The 22,284-nt window shown below is 39.8% G+C and carries 23 protein-coding genes; 4 read left to right on the top strand and 19 right to left on the bottom strand.

Annotated elements, in window-relative coordinates:
* Nucleotides 1-2 precede the first annotated feature (2 nt).
* The 11 genes from WAO84_RS10505 to mraZ are packed head-to-tail and all read right to left on the bottom strand — an operon-like array spanning nt 3 to nt 12,130.
* Entirely contained in the window at nt 3-719 is a 717-nt protein-coding gene (locus WAO84_RS10505; protein ID WP_340065630.1) for a cell division protein FtsQ/DivIB, read from the bottom strand.
* Nucleotides 709-2,061 carry a UDP-N-acetylmuramate--L-alanine ligase gene (gene murC / locus WAO84_RS10500; RefSeq protein ID WP_340065627.1) on the bottom strand — a complete coding sequence of 451 codons (1,353 nt, stop codon included), beginning with the start codon at nt 2,059-2,061 and terminating at the stop codon, nt 709-711. Before murC ends, WAO84_RS10505 begins: the two co-directional genes overlap by 11 nt.
* Nucleotides 2,062-2,065: 4 nt before the next feature.
* Nucleotides 2,066-3,172 (bottom strand): undecaprenyldiphospho-muramoylpentapeptide beta-N-acetylglucosaminyltransferase, encoded by a 1,107-nt coding sequence (gene murG, locus WAO84_RS10495; RefSeq protein WP_340065626.1) that lies wholly within the window; start codon nt 3,170-3,172, stop codon nt 2,066-2,068.
* Nucleotides 3,159-4,364, bottom strand: a complete 1,206-nt coding sequence (locus WAO84_RS10490; protein ID WP_340065625.1) for an FtsW/RodA/SpoVE family cell cycle protein — start codon at nt 4,362-4,364, stop codon at nt 3,159-3,161. The genes murG and WAO84_RS10490 overlap by 14 nt, the downstream gene beginning before the upstream one ends.
* 17 nt (nt 4,365-4,381) lie before the next feature.
* Entirely contained in the window at nt 4,382-5,716 is a 1,335-nt protein-coding gene (gene murD / locus WAO84_RS10485; RefSeq protein ID WP_340065622.1) for a UDP-N-acetylmuramoyl-L-alanine--D-glutamate ligase, read from the bottom strand.
* 3 nt (nt 5,717-5,719) lie between these two features.
* Nucleotides 5,720-6,955 carry a phospho-N-acetylmuramoyl-pentapeptide-transferase gene (gene mraY, locus WAO84_RS10480; RefSeq protein WP_340065620.1) on the bottom strand — a complete coding sequence of 412 codons (1,236 nt, stop codon included), beginning with the start codon at nt 6,953-6,955 and terminating at the stop codon, nt 5,720-5,722.
* A gap of 26 nt (nt 6,956-6,981) precedes the next feature.
* Complete coding sequence (locus WAO84_RS10475) at nt 6,982-8,436, bottom strand: UDP-N-acetylmuramoyl-L-alanyl-D-glutamate--2,6-diaminopimelate ligase (RefSeq protein WP_340065619.1); 1,455 nt, start codon at nt 8,434-8,436, stop codon at nt 6,982-6,984.
* Nucleotides 8,433-10,445 carry a penicillin-binding protein gene (locus WAO84_RS10470; RefSeq protein ID WP_340065617.1) on the bottom strand — a complete coding sequence of 671 codons (2,013 nt, stop codon included), beginning with the start codon at nt 10,443-10,445 and terminating at the stop codon, nt 8,433-8,435. Before WAO84_RS10470 ends, WAO84_RS10475 begins: the two co-directional genes overlap by 4 nt.
* Before the next feature lie 4 nt (nt 10,446-10,449).
* Nucleotides 10,450-10,767 carry an FtsL-like putative cell division protein gene (locus WAO84_RS10465; RefSeq protein WP_340065615.1) on the bottom strand — a complete coding sequence of 106 codons (318 nt, stop codon included), beginning with the start codon at nt 10,765-10,767 and terminating at the stop codon, nt 10,450-10,452.
* A 12-nt stretch (nt 10,768-10,779) separates the two neighbouring features.
* On the bottom strand, nt 10,780-11,682 hold the full coding sequence (gene rsmH / locus WAO84_RS10460; protein ID WP_340065614.1) for a 16S rRNA (cytosine(1402)-N(4))-methyltransferase RsmH: 903 nt from the start codon (nt 11,680-11,682) through the stop codon (nt 10,780-10,782).
* Nucleotides 11,663-12,130, bottom strand: coding sequence for a division/cell wall cluster transcriptional repressor MraZ (gene mraZ, locus WAO84_RS10455; RefSeq protein WP_340065612.1), 468 nt, complete (start codon nt 12,128-12,130; stop codon nt 11,663-11,665). Before mraZ ends, rsmH begins: the two co-directional genes overlap by 20 nt.
* 276 nt (nt 12,131-12,406) lie before the next feature.
* Between mraZ and WAO84_RS10450 the strand changes: the two genes are divergently transcribed.
* Both WAO84_RS10450 and yihA read left to right on the top strand, forming a co-directional pair.
* Nucleotides 12,407-13,171 (top strand): alpha/beta fold hydrolase, encoded by a 765-nt coding sequence (locus tag WAO84_RS10450; protein WP_340065610.1) that lies wholly within the window; start codon nt 12,407-12,409, stop codon nt 13,169-13,171.
* Nucleotides 13,172-13,184: 13 nt separating this feature from the next.
* A complete protein-coding gene (yihA, locus tag WAO84_RS10445) occupies nt 13,185-13,781 on the top strand; it encodes a ribosome biogenesis GTP-binding protein YihA/YsxC (protein ID WP_340065609.1) in 597 nt (198 codons plus the stop codon).
* A gap of 53 nt (nt 13,782-13,834) precedes the next feature.
* Here yihA and WAO84_RS10440 read toward each other — a convergent pair whose 3' ends face one another.
* The 3 genes from WAO84_RS10440 to gldB are packed head-to-tail and all read right to left on the bottom strand — an operon-like array spanning nt 13,835 to nt 15,543.
* Nucleotides 13,835-14,209: a GTPase gene (locus WAO84_RS10440; protein ID WP_340065607.1), complete on the bottom strand. Its 375-nt coding sequence runs from the start codon at nt 14,207-14,209 to the stop codon at nt 13,835-13,837.
* Between the two features lie 27 nt (nt 14,210-14,236).
* A complete protein-coding gene (gldC, locus tag WAO84_RS10435) occupies nt 14,237-14,575 on the bottom strand; it encodes a gliding motility protein GldC (protein ID WP_340065605.1) in 339 nt (112 codons plus the stop codon).
* A complete protein-coding gene (gene gldB, locus WAO84_RS10430) occupies nt 14,575-15,543 on the bottom strand; it encodes a gliding motility lipoprotein GldB (RefSeq protein WP_479686284.1) in 969 nt (322 codons plus the stop codon). Before gldB ends, gldC begins: the two co-directional genes overlap by 1 nt.
* 162 nt (nt 15,544-15,705) lie before the next feature.
* Here gldB and nadE point away from each other — a divergent pair, with 162 nt between their 5' ends.
* On the top strand, nt 15,706-16,494 hold the full coding sequence (gene nadE, locus WAO84_RS10425) for an NAD(+) synthase (RefSeq protein WP_340065602.1): 789 nt from the start codon (nt 15,706-15,708) through the stop codon (nt 16,492-16,494).
* A gap of 156 nt (nt 16,495-16,650) precedes the next feature.
* Nucleotides 16,651-17,280, top strand: coding sequence for a response regulator (locus tag WAO84_RS10420; RefSeq protein WP_340065601.1), 630 nt, complete (start codon nt 16,651-16,653; stop codon nt 17,278-17,280).
* Nucleotides 17,281-17,294: 14 nt separating this feature from the next.
* On the opposite strand, the gene dnaG is transcribed toward WAO84_RS10420, so the two are convergent.
* The 5 genes from dnaG to WAO84_RS10395 all read right to left on the bottom strand — a co-directional run bounded on the left by dnaG (nt 17,295) and on the right by WAO84_RS10395 (nt 22,245).
* The gene (gene dnaG, locus WAO84_RS10415; protein ID WP_340065599.1) at nt 17,295-19,250 is read right to left on the bottom strand and encodes a DNA primase; all 1,956 of its coding nucleotides are present in this window, start codon (nt 19,248-19,250) and stop codon (nt 17,295-17,297) included.
* A gap of 12 nt (nt 19,251-19,262) precedes the next feature.
* A complete protein-coding gene (locus WAO84_RS10410) occupies nt 19,263-19,742 on the bottom strand; it encodes a hypothetical protein (protein ID WP_340065597.1) in 480 nt (159 codons plus the stop codon).
* Between the two features lie 98 nt (nt 19,743-19,840).
* Entirely contained in the window at nt 19,841-20,854 is a 1,014-nt protein-coding gene (locus WAO84_RS10405; RefSeq protein ID WP_340065595.1) for a coiled-coil domain-containing protein, read from the bottom strand.
* A gap of 57 nt (nt 20,855-20,911) precedes the next feature.
* On the bottom strand, nt 20,912-21,691 hold the full coding sequence (locus tag WAO84_RS10400; protein WP_340065593.1) for a hypothetical protein: 780 nt from the start codon (nt 21,689-21,691) through the stop codon (nt 20,912-20,914).
* Nucleotides 21,682-22,245, bottom strand: coding sequence for an RNA polymerase sigma factor (locus WAO84_RS10395; RefSeq protein WP_422614485.1), 564 nt, complete (start codon nt 22,243-22,245; stop codon nt 21,682-21,684). Before WAO84_RS10395 ends, WAO84_RS10400 begins: the two co-directional genes overlap by 10 nt.
* Between the last annotated feature and the right edge of the window lie 39 nt (nt 22,246-22,284).

The raw sequence follows: 22,284 nt of genomic DNA, 5'->3' as shown, positions 1-22,284 counted from the left end.
CTTTACTTTTTGGTACAAACTACTTGGTTGTCAAATTGTAAACTCACCTGCTTATACCGGGTGATGCTTCCATCTTTTTGCGCTTTCTGATAAAATGCCTTGAAGTTCCTGAACTTATGCGTAAGGTGGTCACTTTTGCCCACTACCACCTTAAAGTCATCTTTTCGCAAGAGCAACTCAAAATGATTGTTCTTTACCTGGATGTCTATTACATGTTGTTTCAGAAAAATGTCATTCCAAATATACTTTGCCAGTTTATACACTTCCGGAAGGTTCTTTTCACTTACCGCACCGGTTATTAAAGGAACTCTCGCCGAGAACACGGATGATAATGGCATGCTTTCACCTTCTGAATCGAGGTAATACATTTGTTTTCCTTTAACTCTGGCAATGGGGGTTCTTTGCCTTATTTTGGCCCCAAGTTTACCATTTACAGTAAGATAAACCTGAGCATCCCGGATCATTTGATTCGCGTTTAGTGTTTCCTCCAGTTTATTCAAAACTAATTTTTCTTTAGCTATGTTCGTAATGGTATCCTTATTTTGTATTAACAATTTATTAACTGTGGGATAGGTAATAAAAAGGTTTTCGCTATTTACAAACTGTACTTCTACCCGGGTGAGTTTCCTCTTACTATTCCGGTCATTGGTAAAAGCGTATAGAAAAATAACAAGTCCCATAACGGCTACCAGCTGTATATATGCTTTTTTAATTTTCATGGAGTAGTATTGCTTTTATATGTTCTACCTGTTCTCCTATATCCCCTGCCCCGAGGGTTAATATTACACCGGTTTCTTTGGTGGTTAAATACGCTAACAGACCGGATTTTGAAAGTTTTTGTTTTTTAGTTATGGTAATTTTTTCCAGTAACCAGTCTGAGTTTATGCCGGGAATGGGTTTTTCCCGGGCCGGGTAAATATCCAGCAGTATTACTTCATCAAAATAAGAAAGGCTTTTGGCAAAAGCATCTGCAAAATCTTTGGTCCTGCTGTAAAGGTGAGGCTGAAAAACTGCCAGTACCTGTTTTTTGGGGTGCATTTCTCTTACGGCCTGGTAAACGGCATCGATCTCGGTAGGGTGATGCGCGTAATCATCTATATATACCAGATCTTCTTTTTGTATTTGGTAACTAAAGCGTCTTTTAACTCCTTTAAAAGTTTTTAGTGCTTTGGCGAGGCGGTAAGTTGAAGTACCTGTCTGCACCGCCATCGCAAAAGCCACTAATCCGTTTAACAAGTTATGCTGTCCAGGCTTGCTAAACTCTACACCCTTTATCACTTCTGTGGGTGTCACCACATCAAAAACGTAGGTCGCATTTTTGATCTTCAAATTCTTTATACAATAGTCTGAATTGTCATTAATTCCGTAGGTAATTCCTTCTACCGGTAACCCACTTTTTACAAAAAGCTGTCCTCCTGGCTTCAGTTTTTTGGCAAATGCCCTGAAGGCTTCTTCGAGTGATGCTTTCTCTCCATAAATATCAAGATGGTCTGCATCCATAGAGGTAATACAGGCTACATCGGGAGATAAATGCAAAAAGGAACGGTCAAATTCATCGGCCTCGGCAATAGTTACTTCTTCTCCGCGTGCTATAAAATTGCTTTGAAAGTTTTCTGATATCCCTCCCAGAAAAGCGGTAAGAGGTGTGCCGGTTTCATGAAGTATATGGGCCAGTATGGCAGAGGTAGTGGTTTTACCATGTGTACCTGCAACGGCAAAACAAAATGTTTCACGGGTAATGAGCCCTAATACTTCTGCCCTTTTCATAAGGGTAAAGTTATGAGCCCTAAAATAGGTAAGTTCTGTATGTTCGGCCGGTATGGCGGGTGTATATACGATAAGGGTGTTTTTTTTATCCAGAAATACGGGAGGCACCTGCTGTATGCTATCTTCATAATGTACATACATTCCGGAAGCAGATAATTCATTAGTAAGTACAGTAACGGTTTTATCATAGCCGCCTACGGTTTTACCTAGAAAAGCAAAGTAACGGGCCAGGGCAGACATACCTATGCCTCCTATGCCTATGAAATATACACTATGTACATTTTTCATTTCCATGCTATTACCTGGTTGTATTTGCTTTGTTTAGTATTTTTTCTATTTCTTCTACTATATGCATTGTTGCATCGGGAAGCGCCAGATCTTTAATATTCTCTGAGAATTTTTGCTGCATTTCTTCAGAGTGGAGCAATGTTGAAAATTCTTTTTCAAAAACGGAAAAAACTTCTTTTTCTTTGATTAACAATGCAGCCCCGGCAGCTACTAAGGCCATGGCGTTTTTGGTTTGATGGTCTTCTGCGACATTAGGTGAAGGAACAAACACTACGGGCTTCCCAACTATACACAGTTCGGAAACGGTTCCGGCCCCTGAACGTGACACGATAAAATCAGCAGCGGCGTATGCAAAATCCATTCTGCTTATAAAATGCAATACTTTTACATCTTGGGATGCATGCTTTTTATATTCGTCATAGTAGCGTTTTCCGCATTGCCAGATGATTTGTAATTGATGATCTTTAAAAAAGGAAAGGTGTTTTTCAACCACTTCATTAATTTTTCTGGCACCCTGGCTTCCCCCCACTATAAAAAGGGTTTTTCGCGTGGGGTCCAGGTCAAAATGCTTTAGTGCTTCTTCTTTTTTAGATGCTATTTCTAAAAGGTCTTCCCGCACGGGATTCCCGGTTTTAACAATTTTGTGTGCCGGAAAGTATCTCTCGAGTCCGTCATATGCCACACAAATACGTGAAGCTTTGCCTGCCAGAAGTTTATTGGTAATACCCGGGTATGAATTTTGTTCTTGTAAAAGGTAAGGGATGCCTGCAAAAGAGGCCATCTTAAGGAGTGGTCCGCTGGCATATCCACCTGTACCAATTACTATGTGCGGCTTTACTTTTTTAATAATTTTGAATGCGTGCCAAAGACTGTGAAGTAACCGAAATGGGAACCATAGGTTTTGGAGGGTAAGCTTTCGCTGTAAACCGGCAATATGCAACCCTTTGATCTCATATCCTGCCTGGGGCACTTTTTCCATTTCCATACGCCCAATAGCTCCCACAAAGAGAAACTGTGCTCCTGGGTAGCGCACCTTAAGGGCATTGGCAATAGCAAGGGCCGGATAGATATGTCCTCCGGTACCGCCTCCTGATATGATAAATTTATAGTTGCTCACTTAAAATTTCTAAAGGGTTTGTTTCTTTATCTTCTTCAAATTTATTTTCTTCAAGTGTGGTTTCTCTTCGGGCACTTACCCCCAGTACCATTCCTAACGCCAGGCAGGTCATCCAGATCGAAGTTCCCCCACTGCTTATAAGAGGAAGGGTCTGGCCGGTAACCGGAAACAATTCAACTGCCACTGCCATATTTATAAGCGCCTGGAAAACTATGGGTAATCCTACGCCCATGACTACCAGCTTTCCGAACACCGTATCTGCCTTATGTGCGACTATTACGATCCTGAACAGCAATAACATGTATAAAAACATGAGGGTCAAAGCTCCCAGTAACCCGTATTCTTCTACGATAATGGCATAAATAAAATCGGAAGTACTTTGCGGCAGGAAGTTTTTCATAACGCTTTTTCCTGCCCCAACCCCTGCTACACCACCGGTTGCGATAGCGATCTTGGCTTTTTCAATTTGATAATCACCTTCGGTATCTTCTTTGTCTGCAAAGCTTTCTATTCTGCTGATCCAGGTATCTACTCTGTTGGGGAACAAATCGGGAAAGGCTTTGGCCATAAGCACGAAAAAGGTAAGTGCCACGATACCGGCCCCTACAATTCGCATAAGGTACTTTAACGGATATCCTCCTAAAAAACAAAGCATAAGCACCATAAAAAATATGATGGCGGTTGTTGAAAAATTTGCCGGCAGAATGAGTGCCAGAACACAAAAAACGGGCGCCCATAAAGGCACTAATGATTCTTTAAAGGTGATTTCACGGTCCCTGATCTTTGTCAAGTATCGCGCTACATAGGTGAGCAATACTACTGATGCCAGTGTAGAGGTCTGAAACGTAACGCCCACAAAGGGTACCTGTATCCAGCGGCTGGCATTAGCTCCACCTATGGTGGTTCCCTGAGCAAGGGTATATACCAGCAACAAAAGGGTTACGGGCATGGCAATAATGGAGAGCCCTTTAAAATAATGTGCGGGGACTCTATGTACTGCATATATAATAATGAAACCTAAGAATAAAAGCATACCATGTTTTACAAGATGTCCTATGGTGGTCCCGGTTCCTACTACATATACAAGGTTGGTGCTGGCACTGTACACAGGCAAAAAAGAAAACAGGGCAAGCAGAGCCACTATGGCCCAAATGGCTTTGTCTCCTTTTATGTTTCTAAATATTGTTTGCATGTGTACGTACGGCTTCTTTAAAGGTTCCTCACAGCTTCTTTGAATTGTGAACCACGATCTTCATAATTTGTAAACAAATCAAAACTGGCACAGGCGGGAGAAAGCAGAACAGTATCTCCTTTTTTTGCAATTTTATAGGCCATTTTTACGGCTTCCTGCATAGAAACAGTCTCTACCATAAGATCTACAATTCTCCCAAAGGATTCTATGATACGGGAGTTATCGACCCCAAGACATATAATGGCTTTTACTTTTTCTCTTACCAGAGGCATTAAAGTGCTATAATCATTGCCTTTGTCTTGTCCGCCAACAATCCATACCGTTGGGGACTCCATACTATCCAGAGCATAGAATGTAGCATTCACATTGGTGGCCTTAGAGTCATTAATGTATTGTACATTATGTATCTTTAATACTTTTTCCAAACGGTGTTCTGCGCCCTGAAAATTTTCAAGACATTCCCGAATGGTCTGCTTGCGGATATTAAGTAACTGCGCTACGGTAGAAGCCGCCATTGCGTTCTTAATATTGTGATTACCCTGTAGGGCAAAGGTTTCTGTGGACATCTTGAATGATTCTTTATTTGTTAATACCTGTATTTGTTTATCTTTTAAAAAGGCGCCTTCTTCTATTTGGTTTTCTGTTGAAAATGGCAATAACCGGGACGCTACCGGATTGCTTTTTAACCATTGGTTAATTACTTTACTGTCTCCATCATAAATGAGGTAGTCTTCATGGGTCTGGTTCATAGCGATCCTAAACTTTGACGCTATGTAGTTTTCGAACACTCCGTCATACCTGTCAAGATGATCGGGAGTTATTCCGGTAATGATAGCGATATGAGGTCTGAATTCCTCAATACCATCTAATTGAAAACTACTGATCTCCAACACGTAGTAGGCTTTGTCATTTTCTGCTACCATTTTGGCAAAACTATCTCCAATATTCCCGGCAACGCCTACATTTAGGTGGCCATGTTGTAGTATATGCCCGGTAAGCAATGTGGTAGTGGTTTTGCCATTGGTACCGGTAATGCCTATTATGGTGGCATTAGTATGTTTTGCAGCAAACTCTATTTCTGAAACAACGGGTATGCCTTTTTTTATAAAGTACTGTACGGCTTCTGCTTTATCGGGAATACCCGGGCTTTTCATCACCACATCTGCATTTTCAAATTTTTGCAGGGTATGCCCTCCTTCTTCCCAGACTACTTCATTATGTTTAAGAACATCTTTGTATTTCTCTTTTATTACTCCATGATCTGAAAGAAACACTTCAAACCCCTGTTTCTTTCCTAATATGGCGGTTCCCACACCGCTTTCACCTCCGCCAAGTATTACGAGTTTCTTCATTTACTACCTCAATTTTAAGGTGACTATAGTAAAAATGGCTAGTATGATACCTACAATCCAGAATCGTGTTACGATCTTACTCTCGTGGTATCCTTTTTTCTGATAATGATGATGCAATGGTGACATTAAAAAAATGCGACGGCCTTCACCATATCTCTTCTTGGTATATTTAAAATAACCTACCTGTAATACTACTGAGAGGTTTTCTGCCAGGAAGATCCCGCACAAAAGTGGAATAAGCAGTTCTTTCCTGACCGAAATAGCTATAACCGCTATAACTCCGCCAATGGTAAGACTACCGGTATCTCCCATAAAAATTTGTGCCGGATAGGCGTTGTACCAAAGAAACCCTACCAGTGCTCCCACAAAAGCGGTAATATACACGGTGAGCTCCCCTGCATTGGGGATGTACATGATGTTAAGGTAATCTGAGAAAATAATATTACCGGACACCCATGCAAAAATTCCCAGAGTAAGCACCATAATCGCTGAGGAACCGGCTGCAAGCCCGTCAATACCATCGGTAAGATTGGCCCCGTTAGAAACGGCTGTTACTATAATAATGACTACCGGAATAAAAATAAGCCAGGCATAATCTTTGTAGTTCCCTCCGGCCCAGGCAATCAGGTCTGAATAATCAAACTCGTTATTCTTTACAAAAGGAATGGTCGTTTTTGTGGATTTTCCATCCTGCTCTACTCCTCTTTCCCGGGCATTTTTCACAACTACTTCTTGAACGGTTTCTGTAGAATTGACCTCTTCTCTAACAGTCACTCCGGGATGAAAATACAGGGTTATTCCCACTATGATCCCCAAACCTATTTGCCCCAGTACCTTGAAGCGACCTTTAAGCCCCTTTTTGTCTTTTTTAAATATTTTGATGTAGTCATCAATAAAGCCTATAGACCCCATCCAAAGGGTCGTTATTAGCAGTAGTATGATATATATGTTATCAAGCTTGGCAAAAAGTAACACTGGAATGAGTGTGGAAAGAATAATTACAATTCCCCCCATAGTAGGGGTGCCTGCTTTTTCGTTTTGTCCCTCAAGCCCCAGGTTGCGTACTGTTTCTCCCACCTGCTTTTTTCTCAGGAAAACGATAATGCGTTTTCCATAAATTGTAGATATCAATAATGAAAAAATAATGGCCATAGCCGCTCTGAAGGAAATGAATTGAAAAACACCGGCACCAGGTACCTGATATTGTTTTTCTAAATATTCAAATAAGTAGTACAACATATGTTTTATATCTTTTTAAAGAGATACTATTCTTCCAGTAACTTTTTCACTATTGTAAAATCATCAAAAGGCTGTCGCTTTCCTTTAATTTCCTGATAGGTTTCATGTCCTTTTCCTGCAACCAGAATAATGTCATTGCTGTTTGCCATTTTGCAGGCGGTTTTTATAGCCTGTTTTCTATCTGTAATAGCTAATACTTTCTTAAAATGCTGAGGTGCTACACCCTCTTCCATTGCTTTTATAATCGCATCAGGATCTTCGTTTCTGGGATTATCTGATGTGAAAATGGCCGTATTGCTCAATGCGGAAGCAATCGCCCCCATAACAGGTCTTTTTTCTGCATCACGATCTCCTCCGCAACCTACTACGGTAATAAGGTTTTCATTACCTGTTCGTATATTATTAATGGTCTCTAACACATTTTTAAGAGCATCGGGAGTGTGAGCATAATCTACTATGGCTGTCACTTTTTGAGATGAAACGAAATGCTGGAAACGCCCGCTTACATTTTCCAATTCACTTATTAACTTGAGGATCTCCATTTTTTCAAGCCCCAGTATTTCTGAGGCTCCATAAATAGCGAGTAAATTATACGCATTGAAACTACCTATGAGCCGCGACCACACTTCATTGTCATTTATCTTGAGCAATAAACCGTCGAGCTGGTTTTCAAGTATGCCTGCCCTGTAATCTGCAAATGACTTTAAAGCATAGGTATATTTTTTGGCTCTTGTATTCTGGAGCATTATCATCCCGTTCTTATCATCAACATTGGTGAGTGCAAATGCTGTTTCAGGCAGACCGTCAAAAAAAGCTTTTTTTACATCGCGGTACGCTGCAAATGTTTTGTGATAATCCAGATGATCATGCGAAAGATTGGTAAAAATACCACCTGTAAAATAGAGCCCCTCTGTTCGTTTTTGATGAATACCATGAGAGCTTACTTCCATGAAACAATACTCTACTCCCGCATCACTCATCATATCAAGATATTTATTAATGGTAAGCGAATCAGGAGTGGTGTGTGTGGCCTCATATTCCTGTGCATCTACCCATATACGTACGGTTGACAACAAGCCGACTTTATATCCGGCTTTTCTAAACAATTGATAGAGCAGACTGGTAACGGTTGTTTTTCCATTGGTGCCGGTAACCCCTACGAGTTTTATTTTTGAAGAGGGGTTGTCATACCAGTTAGCGGCCATAATGGCCAATGCTTTTTGGCTATTCTCTACCTCAATATAAGTAACCCCGTTGACTATAATCTGCGGCAATGATTCGCAAACAATGGCTATAGCACCGGCTACTATTGCTGTATCAATAAAAGTGTGTCCGTCAGATATGGTTCCCTTTACAGCAACAAAAACATCGTCAAGTGAAACTTTTCGGGAATCAAAATGTATTCCGTTTATGTGCACCCGGGTATTTCCGGTTACGGCATTAATGTTTACTTTATATAGAATATCTTTTAAAAACTTCATTCGAGTTCCAGCACTATTGGTTTTGTATTATCTATTATTTGTCCGGGTTTTAATGATTGTTTTTTCACTTTCCCGTTATCTCCTTTGAGGGATACGCGCATCCCCAGGTTTTCCAGAAGTGCGACCGCGTCCATCCCACTCATACCTGTAACATTAGGTACCACCTCATAGCGCTTAGTGGCTTTGGCGTAATAGGCTTCATATTCTTCTACCGGAGTTGCCATGGCAAGCGCAGTCTCCTTAACTGAATCGGTAAGTGGAGAATTGGTATATATTTTTTGAGCAATATTTTTAAAAACAGGGCCGGAAACGTCTATCCCGTAATACCCTTTTTCTTTATTGGGTTCGTGAATAACTACTATACATGAATACCTGGGAGCATCTGCAGGGAAATACCCAACAAAAGAGGAAATATATTGAAGTTTACTATTGTCTTTAAACACATAGTCTTTCTGGCAGGTCCCTGTTTTTCCGGCAATAGGGAAATCTTCAGAGTACAAATCATGCCCGGTGCCGTGCTCTTTTTCTACCACATTTTCGAGCAACTGCTTTACTTTGGCAACGGTTTCTTTAGAACATACGGAGGGATTGAGCACTTCTTTTTCAAAACGATGCACTACCCTGTCAAAGCTTCTTACTTCTTTAATGAGCCTGGGTTTAACCATTTCTCCATCATTGGCTATGGCATTATAAAAGGTGAGTACCTGAAGCGGAGTCATGGAAACGTTGTACCCGAAAGCCATCCATTGCAATGTAATACCACTCCAATTCTTTTTGTCATTTGGGTGTGGGATAAACGGAGTGCCTTCTCCTTTAATGGAGAGCCCGAGTTTTTCATTAAGGCCCATATTGTAGAGCCTGTTTACGAATCGGGAAGGATCCTTGCTGTAAAATGCATCTATAATCTTTACAATACCTGTATTGGATGACACTTCAAAAGCTTCTGAGGCTGAAATCACGCCGTAACCGCCCCGTTTGGAGTCACGCACTTTGGCACCATAGAAGCTTACCACTCCTTTTTCGGTGTCCACTACGTAACTGGTATCTATCACTTTATCTTCGAGTGCCGCTATTAAGGACATGAGCTTGAAGGTAGAACCGGGCTCATGCGATTCGCCTACGGCATAGTTGAGCTTTTCGTAATATGTGCCTTTGGAAGTGCGCCCTAAATTGGAAATTGCTTTTACCTCACCGGTAGCTACTTCCATAACTACCGCAGTACCATGATCTGCTTCATATTTCTGCAACTGCTCCAAAAGAGCATGATGGGCAATATCCTGAATATTGATATCTATGGTAGAAATTACATCGTAGCCATCTTTAGGCTCTTTTTCATTGGTATCGCTAATAGGTTTCCACTGCCCCTTAGCTATTTTCTGCTTAAGTCTTCTGCCCTCTTCTCCTCTCAGATATTCTCCAAAAGCTCCTTCCAGACCTACTCTGGTAATATACCCCTCTTCATCAATCCGCTCGTACCCCACACTTCTTTCTGCTATTTTACCTAAAGGATGCTCTCTTACAGTTCTTTGTTCGGTAATAATGCCTCCTCTGTAGGGCCCAAGGTTGAAAAGCGGAAAGCTTTTTATACGCATATATTCGGCATACCCGAGATTACGGGTTACAAGTAAATATCTGTTTCTAAGTGTTCGCGCCTTTCTAAAAATATTTTGGTAATAGGATGCCGGCCTGCCCAACATAACTGAAAGAGAGTCTGACAGGGGCACCAGCAGGGATTCAAAATTCTTATCTCCTGGAGCCAGGGCATCAAAACGAATATCATATCGGGTTACTGAAGTGGCCAATAAACTACCGTCATCAGAATAGAGATTCCCTTTATTGGGGGGAATAATAAAATTTCTGATGGTACTTTTTTCTGCAAGCTCTTTGTATTTATCACCTTCTCCAATCTGGATATACATGAGTTTACCGGCAACGGCCAGCGCAAACAAAAAAAGTAAACCTGCCACAAAGTACAGGCGGTTTAACATATGTTTCTCTGCAATAGCCATACAATCAGTCTTCTTTTATGATCTTAATTTTTTTAGGAGGTGTTACCGAAGGCTCCAACCCTTTTTCTTTTACCCGGTAAGTTACCGTAGATTCAAGCTTTAACTTTTGAAGCCTGGAGCGCGTATCTACAAATTCGCTTCGCAACTCCTTTACTTCGTTATTCAGATCTGCTATTTTTAGCACTTTTCTATCTACGCTATGCGAACTGGCAATCATAATAACAGCCAGCAGGGAAGAAAAAAGAATAAATCGCCAGTTTTTAACTGAATCGTCACTCACCAGAAATTTTCCTTTTAAAATATCTATGAGGTTTTTTTTCATCCTGATCTTGTTTTAAATTCTTTCTGCGATCCGGAGTTTTGCACTCCTTGCCCTGTTATTATCTCTAATCTCTTCTTCCGAAGGCACTACAAGCTTTCCTACTTTTCGGAAAGGGACCTGAATGTTTCCGTAAAAATCTTTTTCAGCCTCCCCTTCAAACTTTCCGTCTCTAATAAACCTTTTTACCAGCCGGTCTTCAAGGGAGTGATAACTTATTAAACTCAACCGTCCTCCCTTTTTTATAAGCTGCGGGGTTTGTAAAAGGAACTCCCGAAGCACTTCTATTTCCTGATTCACTTCAATACGTATGGCCTGATACACCTGGGCCAGTATTTTGTTTTCGCGATGAGGTGGCAATTGTGACCTTAACACACTTTTTAAACTTTTAGTGGTCTTAATAGGCTCCTGCTCTCTACCCTTCACAATTAATCGCGCAAAAACGGTCGCATTCCTGATCTCTCCATAGGTTTGAAAAATGTATTTCAACTCGTTCTCGTCATATGTATTCACTACCTCATAGGCACTGAGCACTCCTGTTTGATTCATTCGCATATCGAGTGACGCATCAAATCGGGTAGAAAAGCCTCTGTCTGCTTCATCAAACTGATGAGAAGAGACCCCAAAATCTCCCAGTACCCCATCTACTTCTGTTATGCCATAGAACTTTAAAAACCTTTTCAGGTGCCTGAAATTCTCATTAATAAGCACAAACCGCGTATCTTTAATGATGTTTCTGAGCGCGTCTTTATCCTGATCAAATGCATACAGCTTCCCGTCTTTTCCCAACCTGCTCAGTATTTCCCTGGAGTGACCTCCCCCGCCAAAAGTAACATCTACGTACACCCCGTTCTCTTTTATAGCTAACCCGTCCACCGAGGGCTTTAACAATACCGGTTTATGATATATCTGGCCCATCGTCATCTCCCATTACTTCTTCTGCCAGATCTGCAAAATCTCCCGTAGCATCATCTATAGCCTGCTCGTACATTTCCTTATCCCATATCTCGATAATATTGATAGCTGAAGACAATACCACCTCTTTATCTAAAACAGCAAAACCAAAAAGGTCTTTAGGAATAAGCAACCTGCCCGTAGCATCTACCTCTACAACCTTTACACCTGCGGTGAACCTCCTTATAAAATCATTGTTTTTTTTCTTGAAACGATTTAGTTTGTTCATTTTAGCCATGAGTGCATTCCACTCAGACATAGGGTACAATTCAAGACACTTTTGGAACACTGCTCTTTTAATGACAAATCCTGACTGCAGCATGGGAGCTATCTGATTTTTAAGAGCTACCGGTATCATGATCCTGCCCTTGGAATCTGCTTTACACTCATATGTCCCAATAAAACTGCTCACAATGTGGTACGGGTTTCCAATATTTGGTTTTTCAAATATATAGAATTATTTACCACATTTTACCACATTTTACCACTTTGTTGATAAGTTTTGGTTTTTTCGCCAATAATCGCTAAGAAAACTTTGGTTATCAACAGGTTGAAAAGCAACTCTGCACTATAAGTACATACCTTTAAAAGGGCACAAAAAGTGCTTTTCAAGAGATTCGATAAACATTGATTTACATATGTATGAAATGCCTATATTTGTTTTTTTGAGAACTATAACTAACCATTGATGTTACATAGCGTTAAGAAGGAAAAAAAATTCAGTTATCTGGAAGTTGGCGAGGGCACTCCTATGATTATTCTACACGGACTCATGGGAGGATTGAGCAATTTTGAGGAGGTTACCCGATATTTTTCTTCAAAAGGCTATAAGGTGCTCATACCTGAACTTCCGGTGTATTCTATGTCTCTTTTAAAAACCAATGTTAAAAGTTTTGCCCTTTACCTGGAGCAGTTCATAGAATTTAAAGAGCTTCATGAAGTTATTCTTCTGGGCAACTCTCTTGGGGGCCATATTGGCCTGCTGTATTCTAAACTTTTCCCTGAGCGGGTTAAAGCTCTGGTTATTACGGGTAGTTCCGGGCTTTATGAAAGCGCTATGGGTGATGGTTATCCCAAACGCGGAGATTACGAGTTCATAAAGAAAAAAAGCCAGGACGTTTTTTACGATCCCGAAGTAGCCACAAAAGAAATTGTTGATGAAGTATATGCCACTGTTAACGACCGCAACAAACTGGTAAAAACACTCGCTATTGCCAAAAGCGCTATACGTCATAACATGGCAAAAGACCTTCCTCATATGCAGACACCTGTTTGTATAATATGGGGGAAAAATGATACGGTAACACCTCCCAACGTCGCCGAAGAGTTTCACAGCCTTTTACCGGATTCTGATCTATTTTGGATAGACCGATGTGGTCACGCCCCTATGATGGAGCACCCGATCACTTTTAACAAATTGCTGGATAGCTGGCTCAGCAAAAGGAACCTGTAATCTGTAAAAAATCATGAAAATCAAGTCGGCAGAATTTGTGGTTAGCAATTCTGACGTTGCCAAATGCCCGGGAGAACCTATCCCGGAATATGCTTTTATTGGCAGGTCTAATGTTGGCAAATCATCTCTCATCAATATGCTTACCCAGCGTAAACACCTGGCTAAAACTTCAGGAACTCCGGGAAAAACCCAATTAATTAATCATTTCAAGATTAACAAAGAGTGGTTTTTGGTAGATCTTCCCGGATACGGTTATGCCAGAACGTCTAAAACTAACCGGAAAACTTTCCAGAAGCTTATTACCCAATATTTTGAAAAACGCACGCAACTGGTATGTGCTTTTGTGCTAATAGATATCAGGCACGAGCCTCAGCCCATTGATATGGATTTCACGAAATGGCTGGGAGAAAACCAGGTGCCGTTTGCCATTGTTTTTACCAAAGCAGACAAGCTAAAACCGGGAGCGATTAAAAACCATGTAGAACATTATCAAAAACAGATGCTCAACTTTTGGGAAACACTCCCTCCTTTTTTTATAACCTCTTCGGCTAAAAATACGGGCAGAGAAGAATTGCTATCTTATATTGATGATATAAACAAACGGCTTTAAATCATTTATTTACCTGTGCAAAAAAAGAATCGAAACTCTGCGCGGCTTAAAAATCAATTCACCCTTTCCTGCACCAGGGCTATAAGCTGTGAAATATTCTCAAGCGCATTTAACTCTTCGGTTTTGATTAAAAGTTCAAGACCGTTAGCACTTTCTGCCAACACAACAGGGAATGTAAATTTGTAACCAAATTTGGATCTGTAACTACTCTCAAACTCATCGCGATGTAAAAAAGACATAGGGACCCCGGATGAGTCACAAAAGGTTTTCCATTCTTTTTTTTCACTTATCAACCCATAGGTAAGGCTACAAAGCCTGCAATCAATATTATAAGGATCTACCACTTTACGAACGGAATCAAGAAAAGCATTCATCTTCCCCGAATTGGCATTATAGATAAATACGAGTTTTTGTACGGGCGCTCTCACAGGGAGAAAGTATTTTTTTAAGAATAGTTATAATTTATGCAGTTCTTGTTTTTCTGCAAAATAGTCACAAAAATCTTTCATGGTAGCGACCATTTTTTCATCGTTCGTGGCTCTGAGAAAAGTGTCACTCATAGCGACCAGTGTTTGGTGAAAAAAAATTTTCATCTCATCCAGCGGCATGTCTTTAGTCCAAAGGTCTATTCGGAGAGTTTCTTTCTGCTCACTGTTCCATATAGACAAAAGCACAGCTTTTGCTTCTTCTTTTTCAACACCTCCGTCTGAAGCTGTCCATGTAATGGTTTCGGGAACCTTGTTATCGTCAAGCGCTACTTCGAGTTTTATGTCTGATATATGGGTTTCTGCCATTATCGTTGGGGTTTATAACCGGAGGCTGCAAATAATTCTTCTCCGGGCAGGTTTAATAAATGCTGCAAAGATACGGCATTATTTCTCATATATGCACGAACAATTTGCCAACCTATATACTGGCCTACCCTGCCGGGTGATTCTGTATCCAACTCAAGGTAAAACTTTGAAAATGGCGCCGGGTTTATAAAGCGTGCAGTCAAACCGGAATCTGTTGAAAAAAGCAATTCACGCTCTACAAAATACCTCCATATTTCCGGTTCGTTTTCCCGTACCCAGATGAACTCCTCTTCGCTATAACCCATTTTTCTCGCATCTGAAACCGAAGGAATGAGTTGATCTTTTAAATAGAGTAACTTCCCGTGATACACCATTCTTTCAATAAAAGAACGACTCTGTAACCCACCTACTTTTTGCTCCGCAAAAGCTACAGCCACATCAGGTATAATCTGATCTCTTGTAAAGTTTTTTCTTATGTACTGTTGAATCCCTTTATAGAACCTATGGTTTTCCCCCAGATATGTATCGAGCGAAATCAGCAACAAAGTATCGGTATAGATCACTTTGTTCCTGTAATCAACATCTGAGGTAAGGGTTACTACTTCTGGTATAGAGGTATCAGGGAAATAGTAGCGTATATATTGAAAAAGATTTTCAAGTTCTTTTTGCTCTTTTTTAAAATCAGGAAACGCTTTTATAGTTTCCTTTAAAAGTGATTTCTGTAAGGTATCTCTGAGGCGATATATCCAAATACTATCAGGAAAATTCTTTGGAAACAGATATGGAAAATCTGATCTTGTTTCTTCCAATGTTTCAAGAGTGGTTTTTGAAAAGGCTACCTCAAAACGCTTTACCTGTAACTGGATTTTTTCGCCAGGAGCAACGTTGTCATTGCCCTTGTCCTTTTTGCAGCCTGCAGTAAATAGCAAAAGCGATACTATTACTACATAGTTCTTTATGCTCTTAATATATGCACAAAACACTTTTATAATACGATCTTTTTCCAACTAAGGGGGTAACTTGCTTCAAACAGTTACAAATAAAGCACAAAAACAATGAATATCAATTATATGACAGAAACATTTATTTTTGTTTTATCAACAACCGTTTATAACAAAGAAACCTTGTATATGAAAACAGAAAAAGTGATTACCTATATATGTGACTGGCTTCGTGATTATTCGGCCAATGCCGGGACAAAAGGCTTTGTTATAGGCATTTCAGGTGGAATCGATTCTGCAGTTACCTCTACGCTTTGCGCCCGAACCAACCTCCCTGTTTTATGTCTTGAAATGCCCATACACCAGGCAGAAAATCAGATAACCCGGGCACAGGAACATATTTCTTGGTTAAAAAAGCGTTACCCAAATGTACGTTCAGAACACATAGAACTTACAGATGTGTTTGAAGAACTTATCAAAGCACTGCCTCCGGTTGCTGATGAAGAAGACCGTTTTATGTCTCTCGCTAATACGAGAGCCCGGCTTCGAATGACTACCCTGTACTATTTTGCAGCCTTAAACGGACTGCTAGTAGCAGGAACCGGAAATAAAGTAGAAGATTTTGGTGTAGGCTTCTTTACAAAGTATGGAGACGGCGGGGTTGACTTAAGTCCTATTGCTGATTTACTAAAAAGTGAGGTGTACGAAATTGCTGAATACCTCGATATTGTACAATCTGTTATTACAGCACCTCCCACTGACGGGCTTTGGGGTGACAACAGAACTGATGAAGATCAGATTGGCGCTACATATCCTGAGCTTGAATGGGCCATGAAAATGCAGGAACACGGGAAAAAAGCTGACGATTTTAATGACAGAGAAAAAGAGGTTTTCTTAATTTATGAGAAACTAAATATGCAAAATAAGCATAAAATGCTTCCCATACCTGTATGTAAACTTCCCGATGATCTAAAATAGTCGTCGTTAGAACGAAAATTTGTAAAGTTTTTGTTGTAATCTGATTTTTTAATTACTTTTACTTACTGAATACCCCTACTAATAGTAATATATAACTGTATTATTATTAAGTAAAGGTTTTTAAAAAGTTAAAAACTAACTCTAAACCCTTGTATTATGATTAAAGTTCTCGTGGCTGACAACCACCCCATCGTGCAGGCAGGCATAGCATCTGCTTTACAGGATTCTAAGGATATCCAGATATCCGGAAGTGTTTCAACAACTGAAGAGTTGTTTCAGAAACTTTCAAAGAAGAAGCCGGATCTGGTTTTACTGGAAATGGACATTCCTGAAGTGAATGGTATTACCGCCCTTAGAAAAATGAAGAAAGAATATCCTGATGTAAAAGTACTTATGTACAGTGCACAACCCGAAGATGTATATGCTTTGAGTACACTGCGTGCTGGTGCATCCGGTTATCTTTCAAAAAATGCGGAGACTTCGCTAATTGCTGAAGCTATCAGAAAGATCTCAAACGGAGGTGTTTTTATCACCAATGAACTGGCGCAACGCCTTGCGGTAGATGAAAGTACCAACAAACCAAGAAGATTTTTTAGAAAGCTTTCTACCAGAGAGATCGAAGTTCTTAAGCTGCTTGCTGCAGGAAAACGCAACAAACATGTAGCTGAAGAATTAAATCTTAATGAGAAGACCGTAAGTACTTATAAAGCGAGATTAATGAGAAAATTAAATGTTGATAATCTCGTTGATATGCTACAGCAGGCCAAGGCATTGGAACTTCTTTAAAAACAATAACGTGTTTATAAAACACGATTTAGTTTTTTAGATAACAATTTTTTTAACTGATGGTAATTCATGATCTCTTCTAAAAGTTCATGATTATCATCAGTTTTTTCTTTGGTTTTATCTCCCAGAGTAGCTACCTGTTTATCGATAAGATAACATCGTAAATTAAGAATGATCTCATTTACTAATTGTGCTATGGCAGATTCTTTCCCTTTCACAAAAATATCTTTTCGGCTCCAGTCATGAAGTATATACTTCTCTTCTTCCATCAAAATAGACGTTACGGCTGTTGAGATATCCTGGGTCGCATTTCTGATAAATTCCTCTGCACGAAAATTTTCTTTGCCCTGAAAGTTTTCAATAAGCACTGTATATATCTTACGAAATTCTGGATTGCTAAACTGAATTTCGTCCTGTTGCAGATCCAGATACACTTTTTCAAAGACTTTCATTTCATGGGTTTCCGGTTCCAGGATAAGTTCGCCATTTTCATTTTCTTTTAATATATAATCTTCAAAAGTCTCCTCTCGTAAACCGTATAACAACAATATTTCTATTACTTTCTTTTCCAACAGATGTTGCACATTTACTTTTTCAACCGGTGCTTCTGTCCTCACTACTTCAAAAGCTTCCTGCTTTTTTTTATGCTGTTTGGAAGCTTCTCGTAATTCTTTTTTTTTAATTTGGGCCAGGGTATTAAATAGTACCTGCTCTGAAATATCCATAAGGCGAGCACACTCCTGAATATATACCTCTTTTTTAATACGGTCTGGTATTTTGGAAATACTGTTAACTATATCACGTATGGTATCGGCCTTTTTAATAGGGTCATCACGGGTTTCTTCATAAAGAAGTGATGCTTTGAACTGAATAAAGTCACGGGTATGCGTTTCAAGATACTCCTTAATCTCTGCGGTAGAGTGCTCTCTCGCAAAACTGTCTGGATCTTCACCTTCGGGAAAGGTACATACCCGAACGTTCATCCCGGCTTCAAGAATAAGATCTATTCCTCTTAAAGAAGCTCTTAGCCCTGCCGCGTCCCCGTCAAAAAGTACCGTAATATTGGGAGTAAGACGGTTAATGAGACGTATCTGTTCCGCAGTTAGTGCCGTACCACTGGAAGACACTACGTTCTCAACTCCTTTTTGGTGTAGTTGTATAACATCGGTGTACCCTTCTACCAAATAACAGTTATTCTCTTTGGCTATGTGTTGTTTAGCATAATAAATGCCATAGAGTACTTTGCTTTTATGGTATATATCACTTTCAGGAGAGTTAAGATATTTGGCAGCTTTTTTATCACTTGTTAAAATACGCCCTCCAAAACCCAATACACGGCCACTCATGGAGTGAATGGGAAACAAAACTCTACCCCGAAAACGGTCAAAATGTTTTTCTTCTTTAACAATGGTGAGGCCTGTTTTTTCAAGAAACTCCAATTTATAGCCTTTTTCCAAAGCATGACTGGTAAAGGCGCTCCATTCATTGGGTGAGAAACCTAGTGCAAACTTCTCAATAGTAGCATTGGTAAACCCTCTTTCTTTGAAATAGGTGAGCCCTATGGCTTTACCACTTTCTGATTCCCATAAGGTGTTCTTGAAATATTTGGCCGCAAAATCAGTAACCAGATACATACTTTCCCGTTCATCGGCCTGCTGCCTGGCTTCATCACTCTGTTCGGTTTCTTCTACTTCTATATTGTATTTCCTGGCCAGGTACTTCAATGCTTCAGGATAGGTAAAATGTTCATGTTCCATTAAAAATGCAACTACATTCCCTCCTTTACCACTACTAAAGTCTTTCCATATCTGCTTTACCGGTGAAACCATAAAACTGGGTGTACGCTCATCGGTAAAGGGACTTAATCCTTTAAAATTGGTGCCTGATTTTTTTAATTGCACAAAATCACCAATTACCTCTTCAACCCTGGCAGCTTCAAATACTTTATCTATCGTGGTCTTTTTGATCAAAACAAACTGATTTTAATGATTTTTAGGACGCATCCCTTTTAGAAATGTAATCAATGCTTCTGGTTTCTGAGTGCCGATAAGTAGTGTTTTACCATCTCTGAAAGTAAGTTTTAAAAGGCGATTTCCTTTTACATTAAACACGGTGCCCTCTGGTGAAAACCTGATACCATACCCTAAAACTAATCTTTTTACTACCTCGGCAGACTCGATATCTTCCCATTTGTAGGTACGCTTAAACAACGGAAAGAAATGTATATGTATTTGTAACCTGTCAATATATGTGCGTAGCTCCAGGTTGTAGAAAAAAACTGTAAGCAGCACCATTAATGAGGCTGCAATGATCATGCCGAGATTTGACATACTGTTGGTACCAAAGTTTTTTTCTAAAACTAATTGCTGATACAATCCATAAGCAAAAAGCCCATTAATGCCAAGTAGAATGATCCATAACCAAAGCTGTGTAAACTTTTGATTTTCTTGAAAGACTTTCATATTTATTTCATAAATGATAAAAGTAAATAAATTTCATTGTATCCTAAAACAAAAACTCCGCATGACCTGCGGAGTTTTGAATGCTTCACCAGAGTACACTAGTCCATATCGAAACGAACACCTAGTGATATATTACGTTGTTCAGGCTGATTGTCATTGAATATAGGGGAGAGATCATACTTGGCGTAAAGACCTACAGTACCCCAGGAAATGTAACTACTGAGCCCGTAAACAAAATTGTTGGTATTAAAATCTCCTCTCATTTCTTCTTTAATACGCTCTCCGTCAAGATTGTACTTTAATTTTTGTTTGGTACCTATATTAAATCCGGCATATCCCCCTATTCCTATTTTAAACTTTCGGCGAATAGAGTAACGAACGTAGTCATCTCTTTGGATTTTTCTTGAAGGACCAAATTCAAAATGCACAGGAAAAACAAGGTTGGTAAATCTCAGTTTTGATTTGTCTAACTGTTCCGGAAATTCCTGTAGTACTGTTTCACCATTGTTATCTACAAAAAAGCGGTTGCCGGTGGGTTTAAGGTTATTAATATGAAGCGAAACCCCGTATCTGAATCTTACAAAATCAGAATTTTTAAATACCCAGGTTCTCCACGCCCATCCTATCTCAAAAAAGCGGGAACCTGCCAAACGGTATTCCGAATCGTTTAAAGACTGTTCTTCCTGTATCACGTTATTAAACCCAAGGGCCAGTACCAGATCTGAGGTAGTACGTCTTCGGTATCTTCGCTGTTTACGTCTCTCTTCCCAATCGTCAAAAACGACCTCGATTTTTGATGTTACGGAAGCTGCTTTGTTTAAGGCAGCCAAGGTTTTTTCTAGCTCAAGTGTTCTCACATTAATGTAAGTAACCCGCTTTTCGGCTGCTTCTTCTTTTAACTCCTGAGCCTTTGCTTCTGAAATCTCCCCCCGTTCCAAACGTTGGTTAATTTCCTCTACTTCTGCTTTTAAAGCAGCTCTCTCTTCTTTGTTTATAGTTTCAATTTTCAGCTTGATCGAGTCGATCTTTCGCATAATGTCTGCATCCTGAGCCCAGGTGCTCTGAAAACATGAAAGTACAGCCAAAACAACTATACAGAATAACTGTTTCATTTTAATTGATTTTAGATGAATGTAATTATGATGGTATCCCTTATACGTAGGATCTGTTTATTGATCTCTGTTGGCCACGGCTGAGCGTACTTTTACAAAACCATTTTTTAAAGCTTCAAAAACACGATCTTTAAAAGACCTGTCCAGTTCTTCTTCAACATCATCAAGCAAAGCGAGTGCTTCTTTTGAGATCTGCCCGGGGGCCGCCTTTACCCTTTTTTCCAATTTTTTTTGTGCATTCAGAATGAGGGTATCGATCTCTGCTTCGGTTACCTCTCCTTTTTGGGAATGAATTGCTTCGATTTGCTTAAGTACCTTTTCAACTTCGGCCTGCATTTCTGTATTTTCTGTAGTTTTTTGTGCAACCTGCTCTTCTACATTTGCTGTCGCCACCATTTCTTTCTTTTGCATTACTTGAACGGGAGTTTTCTTTACTTCCGGTGAAGCTGCTGCTTCTGCTACTGCTGATTTTGATGCGTTCTGTTTTTTAAAGGGAACGGGGGTATTTTTTGTGCGGTGTTGATCTTCTGAAAGTGGATCGTTTTCCTTTTCTGCTTTTACTTCAGGCTTTTCTATGGGCGCATTTTTAATAGTACCATCTACTACCGGCAGTTCATTTTCTGCCGGGAAACGACCTGAAAGACTAAAAAATACAGACCCCAGTAATACAATTACTGCAATAGCGGCCGCGATCCAATAGAATCTGGTAAAGTTATTTTTTCTTGCCGGAACCGCAGGCAGTTTTGCTTCCAGTTTATTCCAGGCATCACGGGAAGGTGTTAATGACCTGTCCTGCAGTTTTTCTCGTATTTCTTTTTCCATTGAATTCATCTCCATTTCACCTGAGTATTTAATTGTAAATAGTTTTGTTGTAAAAGTTTACGCGCTTTGAAAAGTTGCGATTTGGAAGTGCCTTCTGAGATACCGAGTTCTCTTGCAATTTCATGGTGTTTGTATCCTTCTACCGCGTACATTACAAATACGGTTCGGTAACCTTCCGGTAACATGTCCAGTAGTTGCTGTATTTCACCAACGGTCAACTCTGCTTCAAAAGTACTTTCTGCTACTACCTGAACATGATCTGTTATTTCAGAAACCAGCTCCATCTTTTTACTTCGTCGCAAAAACGATAAACATTCTCTTACCATGATCTTGCGTATCCACCCCTCCAGACTTCCTTCATTTCTAAAGGTGTGAAGGTTTTTAAAGACCTTTGCAAAAGCTTCGATCATCACATCTTCGGCATAGTGAATGTCATTTATATATTGCCGGCAAACACTTAACATTTTTGGCGCATGCTTTTCAAAAAGAAGCTTTTGGGCTTCTCTGTTCTGCCCCATCGCTTTTTTGACAAGCTTTTCCTGATTACTATAAAGTTGAATTACTTTCAAGCGCAACATATTTATGCTTTCTGTTTATATAGACGATAC

This window comes from Ascidiimonas aurantiaca (assembly GCF_037646345.1).
Classification (GTDB): Bacteria; Bacteroidota; Bacteroidia; order Flavobacteriales; family Flavobacteriaceae; genus Ascidiimonas; species Ascidiimonas aurantiaca.
The sequence above is the reverse complement of the archived record's forward strand: the minus strand, read 5'-3'. Positions and strand labels throughout refer to the sequence as shown.